At 39.4% G+C, this 18,178-nt stretch carries 13 protein-coding genes and 1 pseudogene; 12 read left to right on the forward strand and 2 right to left on the reverse strand.

Annotated elements, in window-relative coordinates:
• Positions 1-236: 236 nt before the first annotated feature.
• Entirely contained in the window at positions 237-638 is a 402-nt protein-coding gene (locus IPK31_18185) for a hypothetical protein (GenBank protein ID MBK8089694.1), read from the forward strand.
• An 8-nt stretch (positions 639-646) separates the two neighbouring features.
• A complete protein-coding gene (locus IPK31_18190) occupies positions 647-760 on the forward strand; it encodes a hypothetical protein (protein MBK8089695.1) in 114 nt (37 codons plus the stop codon).
• Positions 761-838: 78 nt separating this feature from the next.
• On the opposite strand, the gene IPK31_18195 is transcribed toward IPK31_18190, so the two are convergent.
• The gene (locus IPK31_18195; GenBank protein ID MBK8089696.1) at positions 839-3,346 is read right to left on the reverse strand and encodes a zinc carboxypeptidase; all 2,508 of its coding nucleotides are present in this window, start codon (positions 3,344-3,346) and stop codon (positions 839-841) included.
• Between the two features lie 231 nt (positions 3,347-3,577).
• Between IPK31_18195 and ggt the strand changes: the two genes are divergently transcribed.
• From ggt to IPK31_18240, 9 genes and pseudogenes are all read left to right on the forward strand, one after another.
• Positions 3,578-5,278, forward strand: coding sequence for a gamma-glutamyltransferase (gene ggt / locus IPK31_18200; GenBank protein ID MBK8089697.1), 1,701 nt, complete (start codon positions 3,578-3,580; stop codon positions 5,276-5,278).
• A 59-nt stretch (positions 5,279-5,337) separates the two neighbouring features.
• Positions 5,338-5,865: pseudogene (locus tag IPK31_18205) on the forward strand (DUF1572 family protein).
• 17 nt (positions 5,866-5,882) lie between these two features.
• On the forward strand, positions 5,883-6,920 hold the full coding sequence (locus IPK31_18210) for a pyridoxal phosphate-dependent aminotransferase family protein (protein ID MBK8089698.1): 1,038 nt from the start codon (positions 5,883-5,885) through the stop codon (positions 6,918-6,920).
• Between the two features lie 10 nt (positions 6,921-6,930).
• Positions 6,931-7,203, forward strand: coding sequence for a hypothetical protein (locus tag IPK31_18215; protein ID MBK8089699.1), 273 nt, complete (start codon positions 6,931-6,933; stop codon positions 7,201-7,203).
• On the forward strand, positions 7,196-7,576 hold the full coding sequence (locus tag IPK31_18220) for an outer membrane beta-barrel protein (GenBank protein MBK8089700.1): 381 nt from the start codon (positions 7,196-7,198) through the stop codon (positions 7,574-7,576). Before IPK31_18215 ends, IPK31_18220 begins: the two co-directional genes overlap by 8 nt.
• 36 nt (positions 7,577-7,612) lie before the next feature.
• Complete coding sequence (locus IPK31_18225) at positions 7,613-8,494, forward strand: bestrophin family protein (GenBank protein ID MBK8089701.1); 882 nt, start codon at positions 7,613-7,615, stop codon at positions 8,492-8,494.
• A gap of 121 nt (positions 8,495-8,615) precedes the next feature.
• Complete coding sequence (locus tag IPK31_18230) at positions 8,616-9,854, forward strand: hypothetical protein (protein ID MBK8089702.1); 1,239 nt, start codon at positions 8,616-8,618, stop codon at positions 9,852-9,854.
• Positions 9,820-12,549 carry a translocation/assembly module TamB domain-containing protein gene (locus IPK31_18235; GenBank protein ID MBK8089703.1) on the forward strand — a complete coding sequence of 910 codons (2,730 nt, stop codon included), beginning with the start codon at positions 9,820-9,822 and terminating at the stop codon, positions 12,547-12,549. The genes IPK31_18230 and IPK31_18235 overlap by 35 nt, the downstream gene beginning before the upstream one ends.
• The gene (locus IPK31_18240; GenBank protein ID MBK8089704.1) at positions 12,530-13,312 is read left to right on the forward strand and encodes a translocation/assembly module TamB domain-containing protein; all 783 of its coding nucleotides are present in this window, start codon (positions 12,530-12,532) and stop codon (positions 13,310-13,312) included. The genes IPK31_18235 and IPK31_18240 overlap by 20 nt, the downstream gene beginning before the upstream one ends.
• On the opposite strand, the gene IPK31_18245 is transcribed toward IPK31_18240, so the two are convergent.
• Positions 13,309-14,514, reverse strand: coding sequence for a bifunctional 3,4-dihydroxy-2-butanone-4-phosphate synthase/GTP cyclohydrolase II (locus IPK31_18245; protein ID MBK8089705.1), 1,206 nt, complete (start codon positions 14,512-14,514; stop codon positions 13,309-13,311). The genes IPK31_18240 and IPK31_18245 overlap by 4 nt on opposite strands.
• A 190-nt stretch (positions 14,515-14,704) precedes the next feature.
• On the opposite strand from IPK31_18245, the gene IPK31_18250 reads away from it, so the two are divergent.
• Positions 14,705-18,082 (forward strand): TonB-dependent receptor, encoded by a 3,378-nt coding sequence (locus IPK31_18250; protein MBK8089706.1) that lies wholly within the window; start codon positions 14,705-14,707, stop codon positions 18,080-18,082.
• Positions 18,083-18,178: the final 96 nt, after the last annotated feature.

Genomic DNA, 18,178 nt, shown 5'->3' on the forward strand with positions numbered 1-18,178 from the left:
GCAAAAGGAAGTTTTTTCCAAAATATTCAGATGCACTTAAAGCATCACAAAATAAAGAAAATCATTTTTTAGATTTTGTAACGACACTGTATTTTGATAACAATAAAAACATCTCAAGGAAAGCCATTGAAAAAGATGATAAACAAGAAATTCTACAAGCTTATGGTCTCAGAATAAAAGAAACATTACTTCCTTTTCTTCATTACATAATTATTATAGGAATAAAATCGGGTCATTTGACATACCGGAATTTTATAACTTTCTTAGTTCAACATTCATGGATTGGCAAACCACATACTAAAACAGATTTAAGCGGTAATCCTGAAATAACGAATTGGATTAATCAGATTGCACCATCGATTGTTGAGTTTTTTAATCAGGTATTAGCTTGGGGTGAAAGCAAATACTATACACCAAGTTTTATTTTATGTACCGACAGCCTAACATTGAAAATTGAAGGTTTATTTAGAAATTTCAGCGAACGTATAAATGTTTCAACAAGTAAAGGGAAACAGAAAGGAATGCAAGAAGCGTTAGCCCATGACATAATAAATAACGAAATCATTAAGCAATACTTTGACGAGAACGACATGCTTTTGTTTGATTACGTTTTTCGAATGAAGGCGGACTTAATTTAAGAAACAATATAGCCTATTGTTTTTACAGTGAGAATGAATATCATCCTGACAAGATGCTTCTCCTAATTGCGATTTTATTGAGGTTAGGAAAATACAATATCAGCTATAATCCCAATAGATAAACAAAGCAATCGGCTTTTGTCAGCAAGAAAACCGGCTCCCAAAGCAGCCGGTTAACAGTATAAATAAAATAGAGTCAGTTAAAAGAACACCGCATTACAAAGCATCAGCTTTCCATTTTCCCAGAAACTGCGGAACATCAGATCATCGGTTAAATAAACAACTGAACCACGGCCCATATCCTGCACACCAAACAGCAAACCATCTTTCAAACGGTCTTTTAATTTAGAACCTACAAAACCGGCCATCTGTCCTTCTTTTTTAATAACACCCACATTCCATCCGCTGCCGGGAGTAAAGAAATCAAAAATATTATCATCCATTTTCAGGGTGTAATAATAATTCGGGTAACCAAATGCCAAAGGATGACTGTTATCAAGATCAACTTTGTAAATAGAACCGGGTGTGATTGTTTTGATATAATCCCGTTCACGGTCTTCAAAGGTTTTGATCGGGTCGTAAGGATCTTTACTTTTTTCTTCATCTGCTTTTCTTGATTTCAATCCCCATTCTAATTTAGCTAAAGATGTTACAGCTGATTCAAACGCTATCAGTTTACCGCCTTTGTTCACCCAGTCTTTCAGCTGATCAGCAGATGCTTTATCATTTAAGAAACGGTAATTACCATCGGGCATAATGATCACATCTGTCTGCTGCCAGTTAATGCGGCCGATATCGGTTACATTCACCAGTGAGATTGGATATTGCAGCTGCTGATCAAAGAAATGCCATATTTCACCCGCAGCATTTCCACCAACACCTTCACCCGTAAGCATCACTACTCGTTTCAATTTAAACGGATGTACGATATCACTTCCAAAATCACCGCCATTATCAACAAAACCTGTAGCAACAGGATATGCTTTTACATTGGCTGCATTACATGCATCAGCAACATATTTCCATAAATCATTTCCTGCTGCTTTGTTACTTGTTTTCATTACAATAACTGCACCGGCTGCAAACTTTTGTCCGCTCACTTCAAATGGAACTTCACTGTAACGTAAGGTTACTCCTTTCTGTAATAAAAGACCGGCAGCTTTTGCGCTCTGCACTCCTTCCCATTTAATGACATAGGCATACGCATCAGCAACTGTGTTTATAACCGGAGCCAGTTTTTGATAAGCCCCGCCTGCATTGATCCTTTCTTTTGATGCAAAAGCAGTTAAACCATAAGCATAAGGCAGACTCCATGCAGTAATATCATAAGTTGCAGAATCGCTGAGTTTGGAACGTGGTTCAAATAACACCTGCGCCATTGCTGAGCGTGGCTGAAAAGCACTGATCACAATATCACCGTTTGCAACAGTAAAGCTTTCTTCTTTTCCTGTTGAATAACTGAAACCTTTTCCTGCACCTGTACCGGTTCCGTATTCAATACCATTCTTATCAAGTAATTGAATCAGTGAATTGATACGCTGTGCATCAGCAGGATTGTTTTTTATAACATAGGTTTTGTATTCACCAAAGCCACCTGCAACTCCTTTATTAAAAAACTTCCTGAATTCACTTACTAACTTACCTGCATTGGCTGACGCAATTTCAATGGTACTCATACCTGTGGTGAAATGATGAATGGCCCTGTCGTATAAAGTCAGCGTATCGCCTTCTTCCGTCATGGCTGCTGCACCACCTGCCGGTCCGCCACCCTGCTCATAGGTCATACCAATTGCACCGTTATAGATTGGATAAGTATCACCATAGGAAGGATAGAACAGATCAAAGCGGAGTTTGGTAAAGTATAACCATCCGTTTGCATCAAAATATTTTGCATGATTTTTTCCAATGGTCGTTTGAAAATCTCTTTGCCATTGTGTAATCACTTCATGAAATGGTTCGGCAGCTGGGGCAAAATAATAAGGTTCATTAATTCCCTGCTCATGATAATCTACATGTATCTGCGGCATCCATTGATTGTATAATTTCAAACGCTGCTGACTTTCAACCTGTGTTTGCCAGGCCCAGTCACGGTTGAGATCAAAGTTGTAATGATTGGTTCTTCCACCCGGCCATGGGTCACGGTGTTCTCTTGTATCCATTCTTGGATTGGCTGTTGTGCCAACAACTGTATTGAACCAGTTTACGTAACGGTCACGTCCATCCGGGTTAATACAGGGATCAATTACTACCAGTGTATTCTTCAGCCACTCTTTTGTTTTTGTATTTGCAGGGTCAACTAATGCCCACACAGTCATCATCGATGCTTCGCTGGAGGATGTTTCATTTCCGTGCACATTATAACTTAACCATACGATGGCCGGTGCAGTTTCATTAGCAGCCATTTTATCCTTTGACAGGTTTGCCAAACGCAGGTTGTTCATGCGGATGCCTTCCAGGTTATTGATATTGTCTTCAGTTGAAACAAAAGCAACCAACAGAGGACGGCCTTCATTGGTTTGTCCGTACTGCTGCAGCTTTACATTCTTTGCTGAGTTAGCGGCCACATGCTGAAAATAACTCACCACTTTCCAGTGCGGAGTATAACGGCTGCCAACTTTATAACCAAGGAATTGCTCAGGGCTTTGCAATTGAGCGTAAGAACTGAACGCAAGACAAATTGCAATAGAAAGGGAAAGAATTTTACTCATAGTTTGATTTGAGGGGGCGAAAATACTACTTCGCTTTTTATTTGGGAAAAACAGGCAGTCGCTTACATTGAAAAATCACCTTCCAAATAATAGTCATTTCCTGCGCTTCGCAGTACACAGTAAAAAAAGCGGCCAACATTGCATCAGCCGCTTATCATACAGTTGGTTTAAAACCGGAACTAAGTTAAGCGGAGTTTCAATATTAAAAATTAATTTCGGAAAAAAATCTTCATGAGGTTACTGTCTGCATTTCTCTTCCTGCTGGCTGCTGTTCAGCTTTCGGCCCAGATCAATCCATACAAATACAACATTCAGAAAAAGGTGGAATGTGCAAATGGAGCCGTGGTTAGTGCTCACCCCCTTGCCAGCAAAGTTGGGGTTAACATTATGAAAAAAGGCGGAAATGCATTTGATGCTGCCATTGCTACCCAGTTAACATTGGCCGTAGTATATCCGGGTGCAGGGAATATTGGTGGTGGAGGTTTTATGGTTGCATTTACAGAGAAAGGAAAAACCCTTGCACTTGATTACAGGGAAAAAGCACCTGGTGCTGCAAGCAGGGATATGTACCTCGATGCTAACGGCAATGCACAGACCAATCTCAGTCAGTCAGGGCATTTGGCAAGTGGCGTACCGGGAACTGTAGCCGGATTATTTTCCACACATCAATATGCAAAGCTTCCTTTTAAAGTATTGATTCAACCAGCGATTGATCTGGCTGAAAAAGGTTTTGCCATAACAGAATCGGAAGCAAGAAGTTTGAATGCGGCGATGGGAACTTTTGTGCAGTTCAATACAAAGCCAAATGCTTTCGTTAAATATGGAGGATGGAAAGCAGGTGATACATTGATTCAGAAAGACCTTGCCAATACACTTAAACGCATCCGTGATTTTGGGCAGAAAGGTTTTTACGAAGGTGAAACAGCAAAACTGATTGTTGCAGAAATGAAAAGAGGCGGCGGATTAATTACACTGGCCGATCTGAAAAATTACAAAACAGCTGTACGTGAAGCAATGCAGTCAAACTATAAAGGTTATACCATTATCGGAATGCCATTGGTAAGCAGCGGCGGCATTTTAATTCAGCAGATGATGGGAATGATTGAAACAAGAAATGTTGCACAGTATGGTTTTCTTTCCTGGCAGGCAGTACAGTTGATGGTTGAAATTGAGCGCAGGGCTTTTGCCGACCGTGCAGAGTTTTTAGGTGACAGAGACTTTGTAAAAGTGCCGGTAAAAAAATTAACATCTCCCGAATACTTAAAAGAACGAATGGCTGATTATGATATGAATAAAGCCGGCAGTAGCAAAATAACCAATCATGGAAACATTAATCCGGAGAGTGAAGAAACAACACATTTCAGTGTGTATGATAAATGGGGAAATGCAGTTTCCATCACCACAACTTTAAATGGAGGTTATGGATGCCGCACCGTTGTTGGTGGTGCAGGTTTCTTATTGAACAATGAAATGGATGATTTCAGTATTAAGCCCGGTGTACCCAATATGTATGGTGCTTTGGGAACGGAAGCCAATGCCATTGCTCCCAATAAACGGATGCTGAGTTCTATGACGCCAACTATTGTATTGAAAGATGGAAAACCTTATCTGGTAATTGGAACTCCTGGTGGCACAACTATTCCGACACAGGTGTATCAAATGCTGGTGAACGTGCTGGAATTTAACATGAGCACAGAAGATGCTGTTTGGAAACCAAAGTTTCATCATCAATGGTTTCCGGATGTTATTGCTGTTGAAAAAGATTTCCCGATGGATGTTCGGGCAAAGCTGAAAGCAATGGGTTATGAAATTGTGGAGCGTGGAAGCATTGGCCGCTTTGAAGCCATTAAAATTATTAACGGTCCTTCGGCTACGCTCAGGATTGAAGCTATCAGTGATAAACGTGGTGATGATCATGCAGAAGGATATTGACCAACCTTGATACCTTAGGTCTGACGCCCTCGTCTGACCGGATATAAAAAAAGATAATCATGTCATTAGCAAAAACATTTCTTGATTCCTATCTTAAACGCAGCAGTTATTACAAAGAACTGGGCGATAAAACATTTGAACAGTTAACTGATACTGACTTTCATGTTCAGCCAAATGCAGAAAGCAACAGCATCGCCATCATCATTCAGCATCTTGCAGGAAATATGTTGAGCCGATTCACCAATTTCGTAACAGAAGATGGTGAAAAAGAATGGCGGAACAGGGATACTGAATTTGAAGAACAGCAATTATCAAAAGAACAGTTGCTGAACAAATGGAATGAAGGATGGGATTGTTTTTTATCGCCGTTAAAAACCTAAACAGAAGATGATCTGCAAAAAACAATCACTATCCGCAGTGAGCCTTTATCTGTGATTGATGCACTCAACAGGCAGCTGGCACATTATCCATATCATGTGGGACAGATCGTTTATATTGGGCGTATGATCAAAGCTGGTGAGTGGAAATCATTATCAATACCCAAAGGAAAATCAGATGAGTTTAATTCTCAGATGAAACACAAATAATTGTTTTTACATTTTTCATGAGTACACTTTCTCAATTACCCGGCCGCACTGCAATCATCAACAACGAAGAGTATTTATTTTTTTCGGGTTACTCTTATCTTGGTTTGGGATTGAATAAAGAGTTTACTTCATTGGTAAAAGAAGGGATTGATAAATATGGTGTAGTGTATCCATCTTCAAGAATCTCCAATACACCATTAGATTTATATACTGCGTTTGAAGAAAAGCTGGCACAGCATACAAAGTCAGAAGCTGCCGCCTGTTTCTCTTCCGGTTTTTTATCGGCAAGAACTGCAACTGAAGTAGTGAGTAAACAAATGCAGGTTTATTGTCTGCATCATACACATCCTGCTTCTTCTGCACATCCTTCCATCAAACAAATTCCTGCAACACAAAGCTGGACTGATTTTTTACACGAACGTCAACAGCAAAAGGAGTTCACTTTTGGATTAGCCGCCGACAGTATCAACCCCACTCCTGGCCACATCAATGATTTTAGTTTTTTAAATGATACTCCTTCTCATTTCAGCATTACACTGGTTATTGATGATTCGCATGGCATTGGCTGGATGGGCGAAAGCGGAGAAGGTATTTTTTCCAGGTTAAGGCTGCCTCACAATATTGAACTTCTGCTCAACTTTTCTTTATCCAAGGCTTACCACATGAACGGTGGTGCTGTCTGCGGCTCACAGAAATGGATAAACGAAGTAAGGCAGCATATCAACTATTCAACCAGTACACCTATGATGCCTTCATTGGCTCATGCGTGGATACATGGCGACAAACTGTTTGCTCAGCAAAGAACAGCTTTAAAGCAAAATATACTGTATTTGCAAAACCTCACAGTAAACGATACATTTGTGGCCAATGAAGGAACACCCATCTTTATTGCAGATAAAAAAGGAATAGCTCCTTACCTGCTGCAAAACAAAGTGATCATTTCTTCATTTGGCTATCCACATCCTGAAAGCGATCCTGTAAACAGGATTGTGCTGAATGCCCTTCATACAAAATCCGACCTTGATAAACTTACCCGGTTAACCGGCAGTAACTAAAACAAAACTGATGAAAAAAATATTCTCCCTGTTTATTGCAGGTACCCTCTTTATGTCAGCCGGGTTCGCCCAGGATCTCGGAAAAATTTATTATGGAGTAAAAGGTGGTTACAATTATGTACGCACCACTTATTCAGCAGCAAAAACCAATGCAGTTCACGGAGGTTATATTGGTTTTATGATGAAAGTTCCATTCGACAACCGTTTACATTTCACTCCGCAAATCGACATCAATTACCGTGGAATGAAGTGTGATACCTTACCCAAAAAAAGTATTGAGTAAAGTATCTGAGATTCAGCTTCGTGTCATGCCTTTGCTCCAGATTGATTTCAAACGTCCTGAAGAAAATAAAAGCACCATGTTTGTGCAGTTTGGTCCGTCGCTGGGTTTTGGACTAAAAGGCAATCAAACCAAACAGGATGCAGCAGGTGTTCCTACTGATGGCAAACTGAAATATGGTTTTACAGAATATGGCCAGTTTGATGCCAACTGGCATGTAGGTTTGGGCTATGAAGCTGTTGGAGGCTTTCGTTTACTGGTTGATTATGCCTATGGTCTCAGTAATATGATCAATACGGATGATGGACCAAAATTAAAATACCATACAATCAGCGCAGGTATTGGTTATTGGTTTGGAAAGAACAAAGCTAAATAAGCTAAGTATTCTCATCAGCTCAACGCAACCTTGTTTATGATTCAATACAACCCAAAAGACTGGTTCTTCTTTATTTTTCGGTTACACAAGGCCGATACGATCAGGAAACTTGCCCCCATGTTGCTGTCAATAGCAATATTTTCAGGGTTGATTGCTTTTTTGGAAGTAAACATTCTTCACTTATCAGTTAATAATCACCTGAAGAATATTCCCCAAATGCATGGGTTATTGGGTTTTGTTATATCCATGCTGCTGGTTTTCAGAACCAATACCGCCTACGATCGTTGGTGGGAAGGCCGCAAATTATGGGGCGCATTGGTCAATAACAGCCGAAATCTGGCAATTAAATTATCGGTGATACTAACAGAAAAAGACGACCGTACTTATTTCCGCAGAATCATTCCTTTGTATGCATCTGTCCTGCGTAATCATTTGCAGGATGAAAGAACAAGAACCGCTTTGTTTAATGAAGATGATCTTGGCCATATGCTCGCTTCCATAGATTCAAACAAACATATTCCCAACCAGGTGGCAACTCATTTATTTCAAAAAGTTCATCAGTTACATAAGGAAGGGAAGATAAGTGGTGACGAATTAATTGTGCTGAATGCCGAACTGCAATCATTTACTGATATCTGCGGAGCCTGTGAAAGGATCAAGAATACCCCCATCCCCTTTTCCTACAGTGTGTTCCTGAAAAAATTCATTTTCTTTTATGTAATGACCCTCCCGTTCGGTTATGTATTCAGCATGGGCTATTATGTTATACCAGTTGTAACATTCATCTTCTATGTACTGGCCAGTCTTGAATTAATTGCAGAGGAAATTGAAGACCCCTTTGGAGTTGATGCCAATGATCTGCCCATGGATAAGATCAGCAGCAATATTACAAACCATGTGGCTGAAATTCTTCACTAACGGCAATTAACGCCCTTTTTCAGGAGGGGGTCAGGATATTTTCTTAAAAATTTAAGTTTTTTAAAACAGGGTATTGAATTTGCCATAAGGGTTCGATTGGTTACTTTTACAGAACTATATTTTGGCCAGGAAAATCATAAAAATACTAACCCGCTCTCTTCTCACCTTACTCATTCTCCTAATTGCAGTATGGTTCCTGATACAATTTACCCCGGTTCAAAACTGGCTGGTAAAGCAGGCTTCCTATAAACTTTCCAAAGCGCTTCATACAGAAGTAACAGTGAAACATGTAGATTTTTCACTGTTCAATAAAATGCTGCTGGAAGGACTACTGGTAAAAGACCGTACCAAAGATTCAATGTTCTATATCGGCAGCGCAGGTGTAAGAATCAACGACTGGTTTTTCCTGAAAGAAAAAATTGAGCTGAACTATGTTTCACTTGAGCAGACAACTATTTACCTGCACCGTACCGACAGTGTTTGGAACTACCAGTTCCTGGTTGACTATTTTTCTTCCCCTTCCGGTACAAAAGACACAACAAAAAAACCGATTGAACTTGTTCTGAAAAAAATTGATCTTAAACAGATTCATCTGATTCAAAAAGATGAATGGCGGGGTGAAACAATGGAGGGACGAGTTGGTTCGCTCACAGTAGATATCAACAAATTTAATCTGCCGGAGAAAAGAATTGATGTAAATACACTTGATATTTTATCACCTCATTTTTACATTTTCAACTACAAAGGCAACAGGCCACCTAAGACTTCAAAAACTGATAATGATTATCACCAGGGTGATGTTGCTGAACACTGGAATAAAGAGGGATGGAAGATTACGGCAAAAAATGTAACCATCGAAAACGGTGAATTCAGAAACGAACAGAAAACTGAACGGGAAGTTTATACTTATTTTGATCCTGCGCATTTGCAATTCAAAAAAATTAAAGGCAGTTTTACCAATTTCAGTTTTGCAGGGGATACCATGCAGGCAATGATCAAAGTATCAGCACAGGAACGCAGCGGTTTTGAAGTAAAACAACTGAATGCGGATATGCTCTGGCATCCACTGGGAATGGAATTTAAACAACTCGATGTAAGAACAGGCAAAAGCAGGCTGAAGGATTACTTTGCTTTACGCTATACCCATTTTACACATGATATGGGCCAGTTCATTACACATGTGGTTATGGATGGTAATTTTGAAGACAGTGAAATACACAGCGATGACATTGCTTTTTTTGCACCACAGTTGAAAGACTGGAAAGACAGAATAACAATATCAGGTAAAGTAAGAGGAACAGTGAATCACCTGAAAGGGAAGCAAGGTGATTGTTACTACATTAAAACAATCTGTTTTTGATGGAGACTTTACCATTGATGGTTTACCCGACATCAATACAACGTTTCTTGATTTAAGAGCTAACCGTTTAGAAACAAGCTATGCAGATGCGGCAACAATTTATCCTGAAATAAAAAAAATAACAGATGTTGCTCTTTCTAAAATTAACTACCTCAAGTTCAAAGGATCGTTTACAGGATATTTTAAAGACTTTGTTACATACGGAACCATTCAAACAAACTTAGGAACTCTTGTAACAGATATTAATCTCAAGCTTCCTGACAGAAGTGATCCCATCTATTCAGGTAAAATAAAAACGGATGGTTTTGCATTGGGAACCTTTATTAAAGATTCCATCTTTGGCAACATTGTTATGGATGGGACATTGAAAGGACGGGGTTTTAATCCTAAAACACTTTTTGCTGAAGTAGATGGCAAGATAAAATCAATTGACATTAATGGTTATACATATCAGAATATTGATGCAAAAGGAATTTATGAAAAAAGAAATTTCGATGGTTCTTTAGTGGTAAACGACCCTAACCTCAAAGTAAATCTTACCGGCCTTGTGAATTTAAATAAAGACACGCCTGTATATAAAGTGACGGGTGATATTTATGAAATTAATTTCAAACCGCTTGGTCTTACAGATACGAACCTTACCTTAAAGACTTATGTTGATCTTAATTTCAAAGGAAAAACAATTGATGACTTTTTAGGAACCGCCAATCTTGAAAACGCATTACTTACAATTGATGGCCAACCCTTGTCTTTTGATTTTCTTAAACTCTCCTCTGTTATTGTTGATGGAAAAAAAGAATTGATTATACAAAGCAATGAAATTGATGCGGCTCTGCGTGGTAATTTCAAACTAATGGAACTGCCATCAACGGCTTTATCATTCCTGCACAATTATTTCCCGGCCTACATTCCTCTGCCAAAAAGAACAATACAGGAACAGGATTTTACTTTTGATATTGTAACAAAAAAGATTGCGCCATTTATTAACCTGTGGAAAATTCCTGTTGAAGGCTTCGATTACAGTACGATTAATGGCCGCATCAATACAATTGATAACAAATTCAACCTGCAGACAAACGTTCCCCTGTTTGTATATAAAGACAAATTCACAGATATTACATTCAACAACGTACAGATTACCGCTGTTGGTGATTATAAGAAACTTGATCTGCAGGGCACACTTGATGAAATACAATTGAACGACAGTATCAGTTTCCCGAAAACAACCTTCCGGGTTTCTGCAGCTAATGATACAGGTTTTGTAAGCGTCAATACCAGTGCTTCACAAACATTGAAAAATGCAAACCTTAACGCACATATCAGTACAACAAAAGAAGGAGTTGGAATTGTTTTTCAACCTTCCACTTTAGTGCTGAATGATAAAATATGGACAATTGAAGACAAGAGCGACCTCTTCATCGGAGATAAATCCATTCATTCGGATGGGATGAAACTAACATCAGGCACCGAAGAAATTCTCGCCTACACGCAGCCCTCTGCAACAGGCACTACAGACGATTTTATTGTGGATCTGAAACATGTGCGTATTGATGAAATTATTCCTTACTTTTTAAAAGACCCACGGCTTGAAGGAGTGGTAACAGGCAGGGTTGATATCATGAACCCTTCCGGAAAGATGCAGGTTGATGGAGATCTGAAAGTAGAAGAATTCAGGTTTAATAATGATTCAATAGGTGTTGTTACAATCAAAGGAAACTACAACAGTGAAACAGGCGATATTAATACAGAAATTTTATCTGATAATCCGTTGAATGATTTTCTGAGCACCGGAAAAATTAATATAAAAGATCCAAAGAACCCTGTAATAGACCAGGTAGCTGAAGTAAAAACAGTGCAGCTGAGTTTACTGGAAAAATATCTTTCAATCATCACCACCGATATGAAGGGATCGGGAAGCGGAGAAATCAGGATTAAAGGAAATGCAACCAAACCCGACCTGATTGGTAAAGTGAAGCTGAGCAATGCTTCCTTTGTTCTCGATTATACCAAATGCCGTTATTCCCTAAAGGAGGGAACAGAAATTAATTTCCGTGAGGGGATGATTGATTTTGGAGCTATTATACTTACAGATACACTTAAAAGGACTGCAACATTCTCAGGAAAACTATATCACCAGTTTTTTAAAGACATGTCGTTTGATATGGACTTTAAAGCAAATGATACACGCAAAGGTTTTCTTGTCTTGAATACAACTAAAAAAGACAATAGTTTATTTTATGGTTATGTAGTTGCCAATGCAAGCGGAAGTGTTTCAGGTCCTTCAGACAATATCATTTTAAAACTGCGTGGAGAACCAACAGACAGTTCAAGAGTATTTCTTCCTACGTCCGATTCCAGGGTAACGGGAACAGCTGACTTTATTGTGTTTCGAAAGTATGGTACTGAAATGCAGGTAGAATCCAAAGTAAAGGAATCATCAAGCCTCCTGGTTGATCTTGATATTATTGCTAATCCACTTGCCAAGATTGATCTCATCTTAGATGAAGTTACCAACGACGTTATACAGGGGCAGGGAAATGGCTTCCTGAATATTCGTGTAGGTACCTATGAAAAAACAACCATGACTGGAAGGTTTGATATCACCAAAGGAAAGTATACGTTCAACTGGCAGCGACTGATTAAAAAACCATTTGAGATTGACCGGGAAGTGTTGAATGGAATGGCGACCCTTTGATGCTAACATAAATATTGACGCAAAATATATTACAGATAATATTACTTTACCTGCCGACCTTGCAATTGGATGCTCAAATGAACGTAGTAAAATTATTGTTGTCAGTAACCTGTCCAAAACATTAAAAAATCCGGAGATCAATTTCCGTTTTGAATTACCACAGGATCATCCCTGCAGAAACAATCCGATAACAATCAGTGGTTTTCAACGCTTATACAATAATCCCAATGAACTGAATAATCAGGTATTTTCTTTGTTATTATTCAACCAGTTTCTTTCAACCAATCCCAATACGTCTACAGTTGGCAGTAACCTTGGCAACAGTGTTATCACTTCAGCAGCAGGCACCATTTCTGAGTTTATAGCGCAGCAGGTATCATCCGGCTTGGGTATTGCATTGAAAAATATTCCCGGTATTAATAAACTGGAATTAGATCCATATGTAACATTTACTCCCGGTCTTATTTCGGGAACACAGGCACAAACAACTGGGTTTTATGGAACCGGCAGTTTTGGTGTAACCCGACGTTTATTAAATGGACGTTTACTGTTAAAAGCCGGAGGTTCTGTATTGGTGAATTCCGGACAGGCAACAACCCTTCAAAGTAATAACCAGCTAACTCCTGATATTACTATAGAATGGTTAATTACTCCTGATGGAAAACTTCGTTTAATTGGTTTTCACCGCAGTGTTTATGATGTTCAATGGCGTAGTGCCAACAGAACAGGAATCAGCTTCTCGTATGTAAGAGATTTTGACTAAGGCCGTTTCAAAATGGTATGACCCATTTTATCTCTTTTTGTTTCAAGATATTTCTGATTGAATTTATTCGGCGCAATTTGAATGGGAACAGCTTCTACAATCTCTAATCCGTAACCCAGTAAGCCCGCTCTTTTCTTTGGATTATTACTGATCAGTTTCAATTTTGAAACGTTAAGTGTACGTAAAATTTGTGCACCTACACCATAGTCCCTGGCATCCATTGGTAAACCAAGATGAAGATTAGCTTCAACTGTATCCATTCCTTCCTCCTGCAGTTTATATGCCTTTAATTTATTAAACAGTCCAATGCCCCTGCCCTCCTGGTTCATATATAACACAACACCTTTCCCTTCTTTCTCCACCATTTGCATGGCTCCATGTAACTGATCGCCACAATCACATCTGAATGAACCAAGAATATCACCGGTAAAACAGGAAGAATGTACACGAACCAGAACAGGCTCATCTTTTTCCCATTCACCTTTTATTAATGCAAGATGCTCCTGCCCTGTTTCCTTTTCCTTGAAAGCTATCAATTTAAAATGGCCATAAGCTGTTGGCATTTCAACCCGAACGATTTCTTCAATAAGAGAATCGGTTTTGAGTCGGTATTCAATCAGGTCTTTGATGGAAATGATCTTTACTCCAAATTTTTCAGCAATTATTTCCAATTGAGGAACACGGGCCATAGTACCATCTTCGTTCATTATTTCTACCAATACTCCAGCCGGTTCTAAACCAGCAAGTCTGGCAAGATCAATTGTAGCTTCAGTATGTCCGGTTCTTCTTAATACACCGCCTTTTTTTGCCCGCAAAGGGAAAATATGTCCGGGTCTGGCAAGATCCTCAGGTTTTGTTTCGGGATTGATGAGTGCCTGTATTGTTTTTGCCCTGTCCTGCGCTGAAATACCAGTAGAAGTTCCCTGGCCAATTAAATCAACAGAAATAGTAAAAGCAGTTTCGTGAAGAGAGGTATTGGATGAAACCATTGGCTCAAGGTTCAGCTCATCACAGCGGTTTTCGCTGAGGGCCACACAAATCAGCCCCCGGCCGTATTTACTCATAAAATTGATTGCCTCTGGAGTAGCATGGCGGGCAGAAATGATAAAATCTCCCTCATTTTCACGGTCTTCATCATCAACAACAATCAACATTTTACCCTCCCTGATGTCGTCTATGGCACTTTCTATTGTATTTAGCATTCACTTATTTTAATAGGCAAAGTTAATTGAATTCGGGCCTTTTTCAGCAAAAACAACCATGCAGTTAAATAACTTCAGGAGCATTGCAGCAGACAGGTAAAAGTTTCTGTCTGAGTTTACGAATTGTTGATATTTGGTTGATTTTTAAAGAACAGATTGTTGTTTCTTTGCACACGTAAAACTAACAAACATGCGAAAATTCAGAAAACTGCTGCTGGTATCGATGACCGTACTCATTTCATTCGTATCTGCTGCCCAGGTTACAACAGGTAGTATTTCAGGAACCGTAAAGCAAACAGGTGGTGAAGCTTTAGTTGGTGCTACCATTACTGTTGTTCACAAGCCCTCAGGTTCAAAGTATCAAACCATTTCAAACAAAGGAGGAACTTTCTCATTACCCGGCTTACGATCAGGTGGCCCTTATACACTTACAATTGAGTTTGTAGGTATGAAAAAAGTTGAAATAGAAAACATTACCGTTGTTTTGGGTGATGATTATCAGGCGAATGTTAACCTTGATCCACAGTCTTCCAGTTTATCTGAGGTTGTTATAACTGGAGGCAAGGCTGCTGCAAATATTAAATCGGGTGTTTCTACCAATGTAGGTCAGCGCCAGATTGCAACTCTTCCGTCTATCAGCAGAAGTATCACTGATTTTACCCGACTTACCCCACAGGCAAATGGTAATGCAATTGCCGGCCGTGACGGACGATATAATAACTTCACAGTTGATGGAGCTAATCTTAATAATAATTTTGGTTTAAGTACCGATCCTTTACCCGGTGGTAACAGCCAGCCAATTTCACTGGATGCCATTGAAGAAGTAAGTGTAAACATTGCTCCAACTGATGTAAGACAATCGAACTTTACAGGTGCAAATATTGCTTCAGTAACTAAAAGCGGTTCAAACAGTTTTAAAGGAACTGCTTATGGCTTTTACAGAGACCAGAGTTTTATTGGTACTGAAGTTGGAAATATCAAATTACCTGCCCAGATAAATTCTAAAAGCACTTTATATGGTGTAAGCATTGGCGGACCAATTATTAAAGACAAGTTATTCTTCTTTATTAATGGAGAAATTGAAAAAAGAGTAACACCTCCATTAAGTTCGTTTACCCCAACAGGTGGTGGCGGAACAGGGAATGTTTCAAATGTGAAGATTGATTCACTGAAGAAATTTTCTGAACACCTCGCCAGCAAGTATGGATATCAAACAGGAAGCTATAACGGCCTCCCGAATGCAAATATCAAAAACTATAAAATTCTTGCCCGTATTGACTGGAACATCAATACCATTCATAAGCTGACTTTAAAGTACAGTGAAATGGTTGGTGATGATGACAGGCTGATGTCGAACAGTGTTCCGAATGGCGGAGCAGCGGGTGTAAATACCTGGACAGCCGGAAGCCGCTTTGGAACAAATGCAATGTCATTTGCCAATTCACAATATAGTTTTCACGATCAGGTAAGATCTGCATCTATTGAGATGAACAGTAACTGGAAAGGAAAATTTTCTAACCAGTTCATTGCAACAGCTACAAAAATTCGGACAACACGTTCAACACCAGGCGGGGTATTTCCATTTATTGATATCATGGGCGATCCAACGAAGAGCGGCGTTGCATCTACATATGCAGGTGGTGCCAGACAGAATTACATGAGTGCCGGACAGGAAAACTTCTCGAATGCAAATGATGTAAAAAATGACATATATAATATTACTGAGAATTTCAACTACTACGCAGGTAAACATACCCTTACCCTCGGTGGTAGTTATGAATATCAGTATGTAGGTAATATGTTTATGCCTGGTGCACAGAGCTATTATGCGTTTGGTTCACTGGAAGAATTTATGACACCGGGTACTCACCCAATTGCCTTTACTTATACATTCTCAAGAATACCAGGTAAAGAAAAAGTGTATTCTGCTGAAATGAAAATCGGCCAATTAGGTTTATATGTTCAGGATGAAATCAATGTAAATCAAAAATTGAAAATAATTCTTGGCCTGCGTTTTGACAAACCTTTGTATCCTGAACAGCCCCTGGAGAACCCTGCAATCAGTGCATTGAGTTTCCCCGGCCCTGACGGAAAGCCTACAAATTACAATACAGGAAAATGGCCTAAATCAACTTTTTATCCTTCGCCTCGTGTTAGTGTGCGTTGGGATGTTACCGGCGACAAGAGTATGATGGTTCGTGCAGGTACTGGCATCTATACAGGAAGAATTCCCTTTGTGTATTTAACCAATATGCCAACAAACAGCGGTATGTATCAGGTATCTGCCCTTGCGAATGCATCACAGCTTTCTCAGATTACATTCAGCTCTGATCCAAATGCCTGGAAATCTTTATTTACTGCTCCGGCAGCGGTTCCTAACTCAGCTGGCTGGGTAGTAATTGATCCAAAATATAAATTTCCACAGGTTTGGAGAACCAATCTTGGCTTCGATAAGAAATACACAAAAGGCTTAACTCTTTCCGTTGACTTCATGTACACCAAAGACCTGAATGCAACAATCATGAGAAACATTAACCAGTCTGTACCAACTGGTACTGTTAATCTTGGTGGCTCAACCAGACAAAGTTTTGTAAATACTTCTACTGCAACACGCAGAGTTTACAATGCTTACGGTCCTGTTATAGCTCTTGAAAATGCAAAAAATGGCGGAAGTTCATTCTCTGCTACTGCCCAGATTTCAAAATCATTTGTCAAAGGGTTCTATGCATCGCTTGCTTATACATTCAGTGCTGCATTTGATTTAACTGCAAACCCAGGCTCAACTGCTTCATCTACATGGAGTGGAAACCAAACCAGCGGTAATCAAAACGACAAAGAACTTTCTTATTCAAACTTTGCAACTCCGCACCGTATCGTTGCCATTGCTTCTTACCGCAAAGAATATGTAAAACATCTTGCTACCACGCTGTCCCTTTTCTATGAAGGTTCACAATTTCAAAATGGCCGTATAAGTTATATTTACGGTGCTGCATCCGGAACTGCGCCATCGGGTTTCAGTAATACCGCTGATGTGAATTATGATGGTAACAGTAGTTCTGATTTAATGTATATTCCAAAGAGCCCATCTGAAATTACTTTTATCCCTGTAACTGTAGGTTCTGGTGTTAATGCCGTTACTTATTCTGCGCAACAGCAGAGCGATGCATTCTTTAAGTTCCTTGCGCAGGATAAATACCTCAGCAAACATATGGGCCAGGTTGCTGACAGAAACGGAGCTCTGTATCCTTTCTATCACAGATTAGATGCAAGATTATTACAGGACATCTTTACAAATATTGGAAGCAGAAGAAACACCTTACAGATCAGTGTTGATTGCTTAAACTTCCTGAACTTATTAAATAAAGATTGGGGATTGCGTGATTTCTTCCCTGTAAACAATCCATTGCGTGCTACTAAGAATGCTACAACAGGTGAAGTAAGATATCAATTGGCTACTTATACACCAAATGGTGCTTCTACACCAATTCTAGTTGACAAGTCATTCGTTAAAAGTACTTCAACTGCAAGTACATGGTCGGTACAGGTTGGTTTACGTTATATCTTCTAAGAATAACATCATTGCAATAACAAAGCCCTGCTGAAAAGCGGGGCTTTGTTTTTACAATAATCCTGCATAAAAAAGAGGAGCGACTGCGTCGCTCCT

Source organism: Chitinophagaceae bacterium (genome assembly GCA_016713085.1).
Lineage (GTDB): Bacteria > Bacteroidota > Bacteroidia > Chitinophagales > Chitinophagaceae > Lacibacter.

What these genes read in the sequence shown, in the direction of transcription:
- IPK31_18215 (MBK8089699.1), top strand. Translation starts at nt 6,931, where the DNA reads ATGAAAAAAATATTCTCCCTGTTTATTGCAGGTACCCTCTTTATGTCA.
- IPK31_18240 (MBK8089704.1), top strand. Translation starts at nt 12,530, where the DNA reads ATGGAATGGCGACCCTTTGATGCTAACATAAATATTGACGCAAAATAT.
- IPK31_18210 (MBK8089698.1), top strand. Translation starts at nt 5,883, where the DNA reads ATGAGTACACTTTCTCAATTACCCGGCCGCACTGCAATCATCAACAAC.
- IPK31_18225 (MBK8089701.1), top strand. Translation starts at nt 7,613, where the DNA reads ATGATTCAATACAACCCAAAAGACTGGTTCTTCTTTATTTTTCGGTTA.
- ggt (MBK8089697.1), top strand. Translation starts at nt 3,578, where the DNA reads ATGAGGTTACTGTCTGCATTTCTCTTCCTGCTGGCTGCTGTTCAGCTT.
- IPK31_18195 (MBK8089696.1), bottom strand. Translation starts at nt 3,346, where the DNA reads ATGAGTAAAATTCTTTCCCTTTCTATTGCAATTTGTCTTGCGTTCAGT.
- IPK31_18245 (MBK8089705.1), bottom strand. Translation starts at nt 14,514, where the DNA reads ATGCTAAATACAATAGAAAGTGCCATAGACGACATCAGGGAGGGTAAA.
- IPK31_18250 (MBK8089706.1), top strand. Translation starts at nt 14,705, where the DNA reads ATGCGAAAATTCAGAAAACTGCTGCTGGTATCGATGACCGTACTCATT.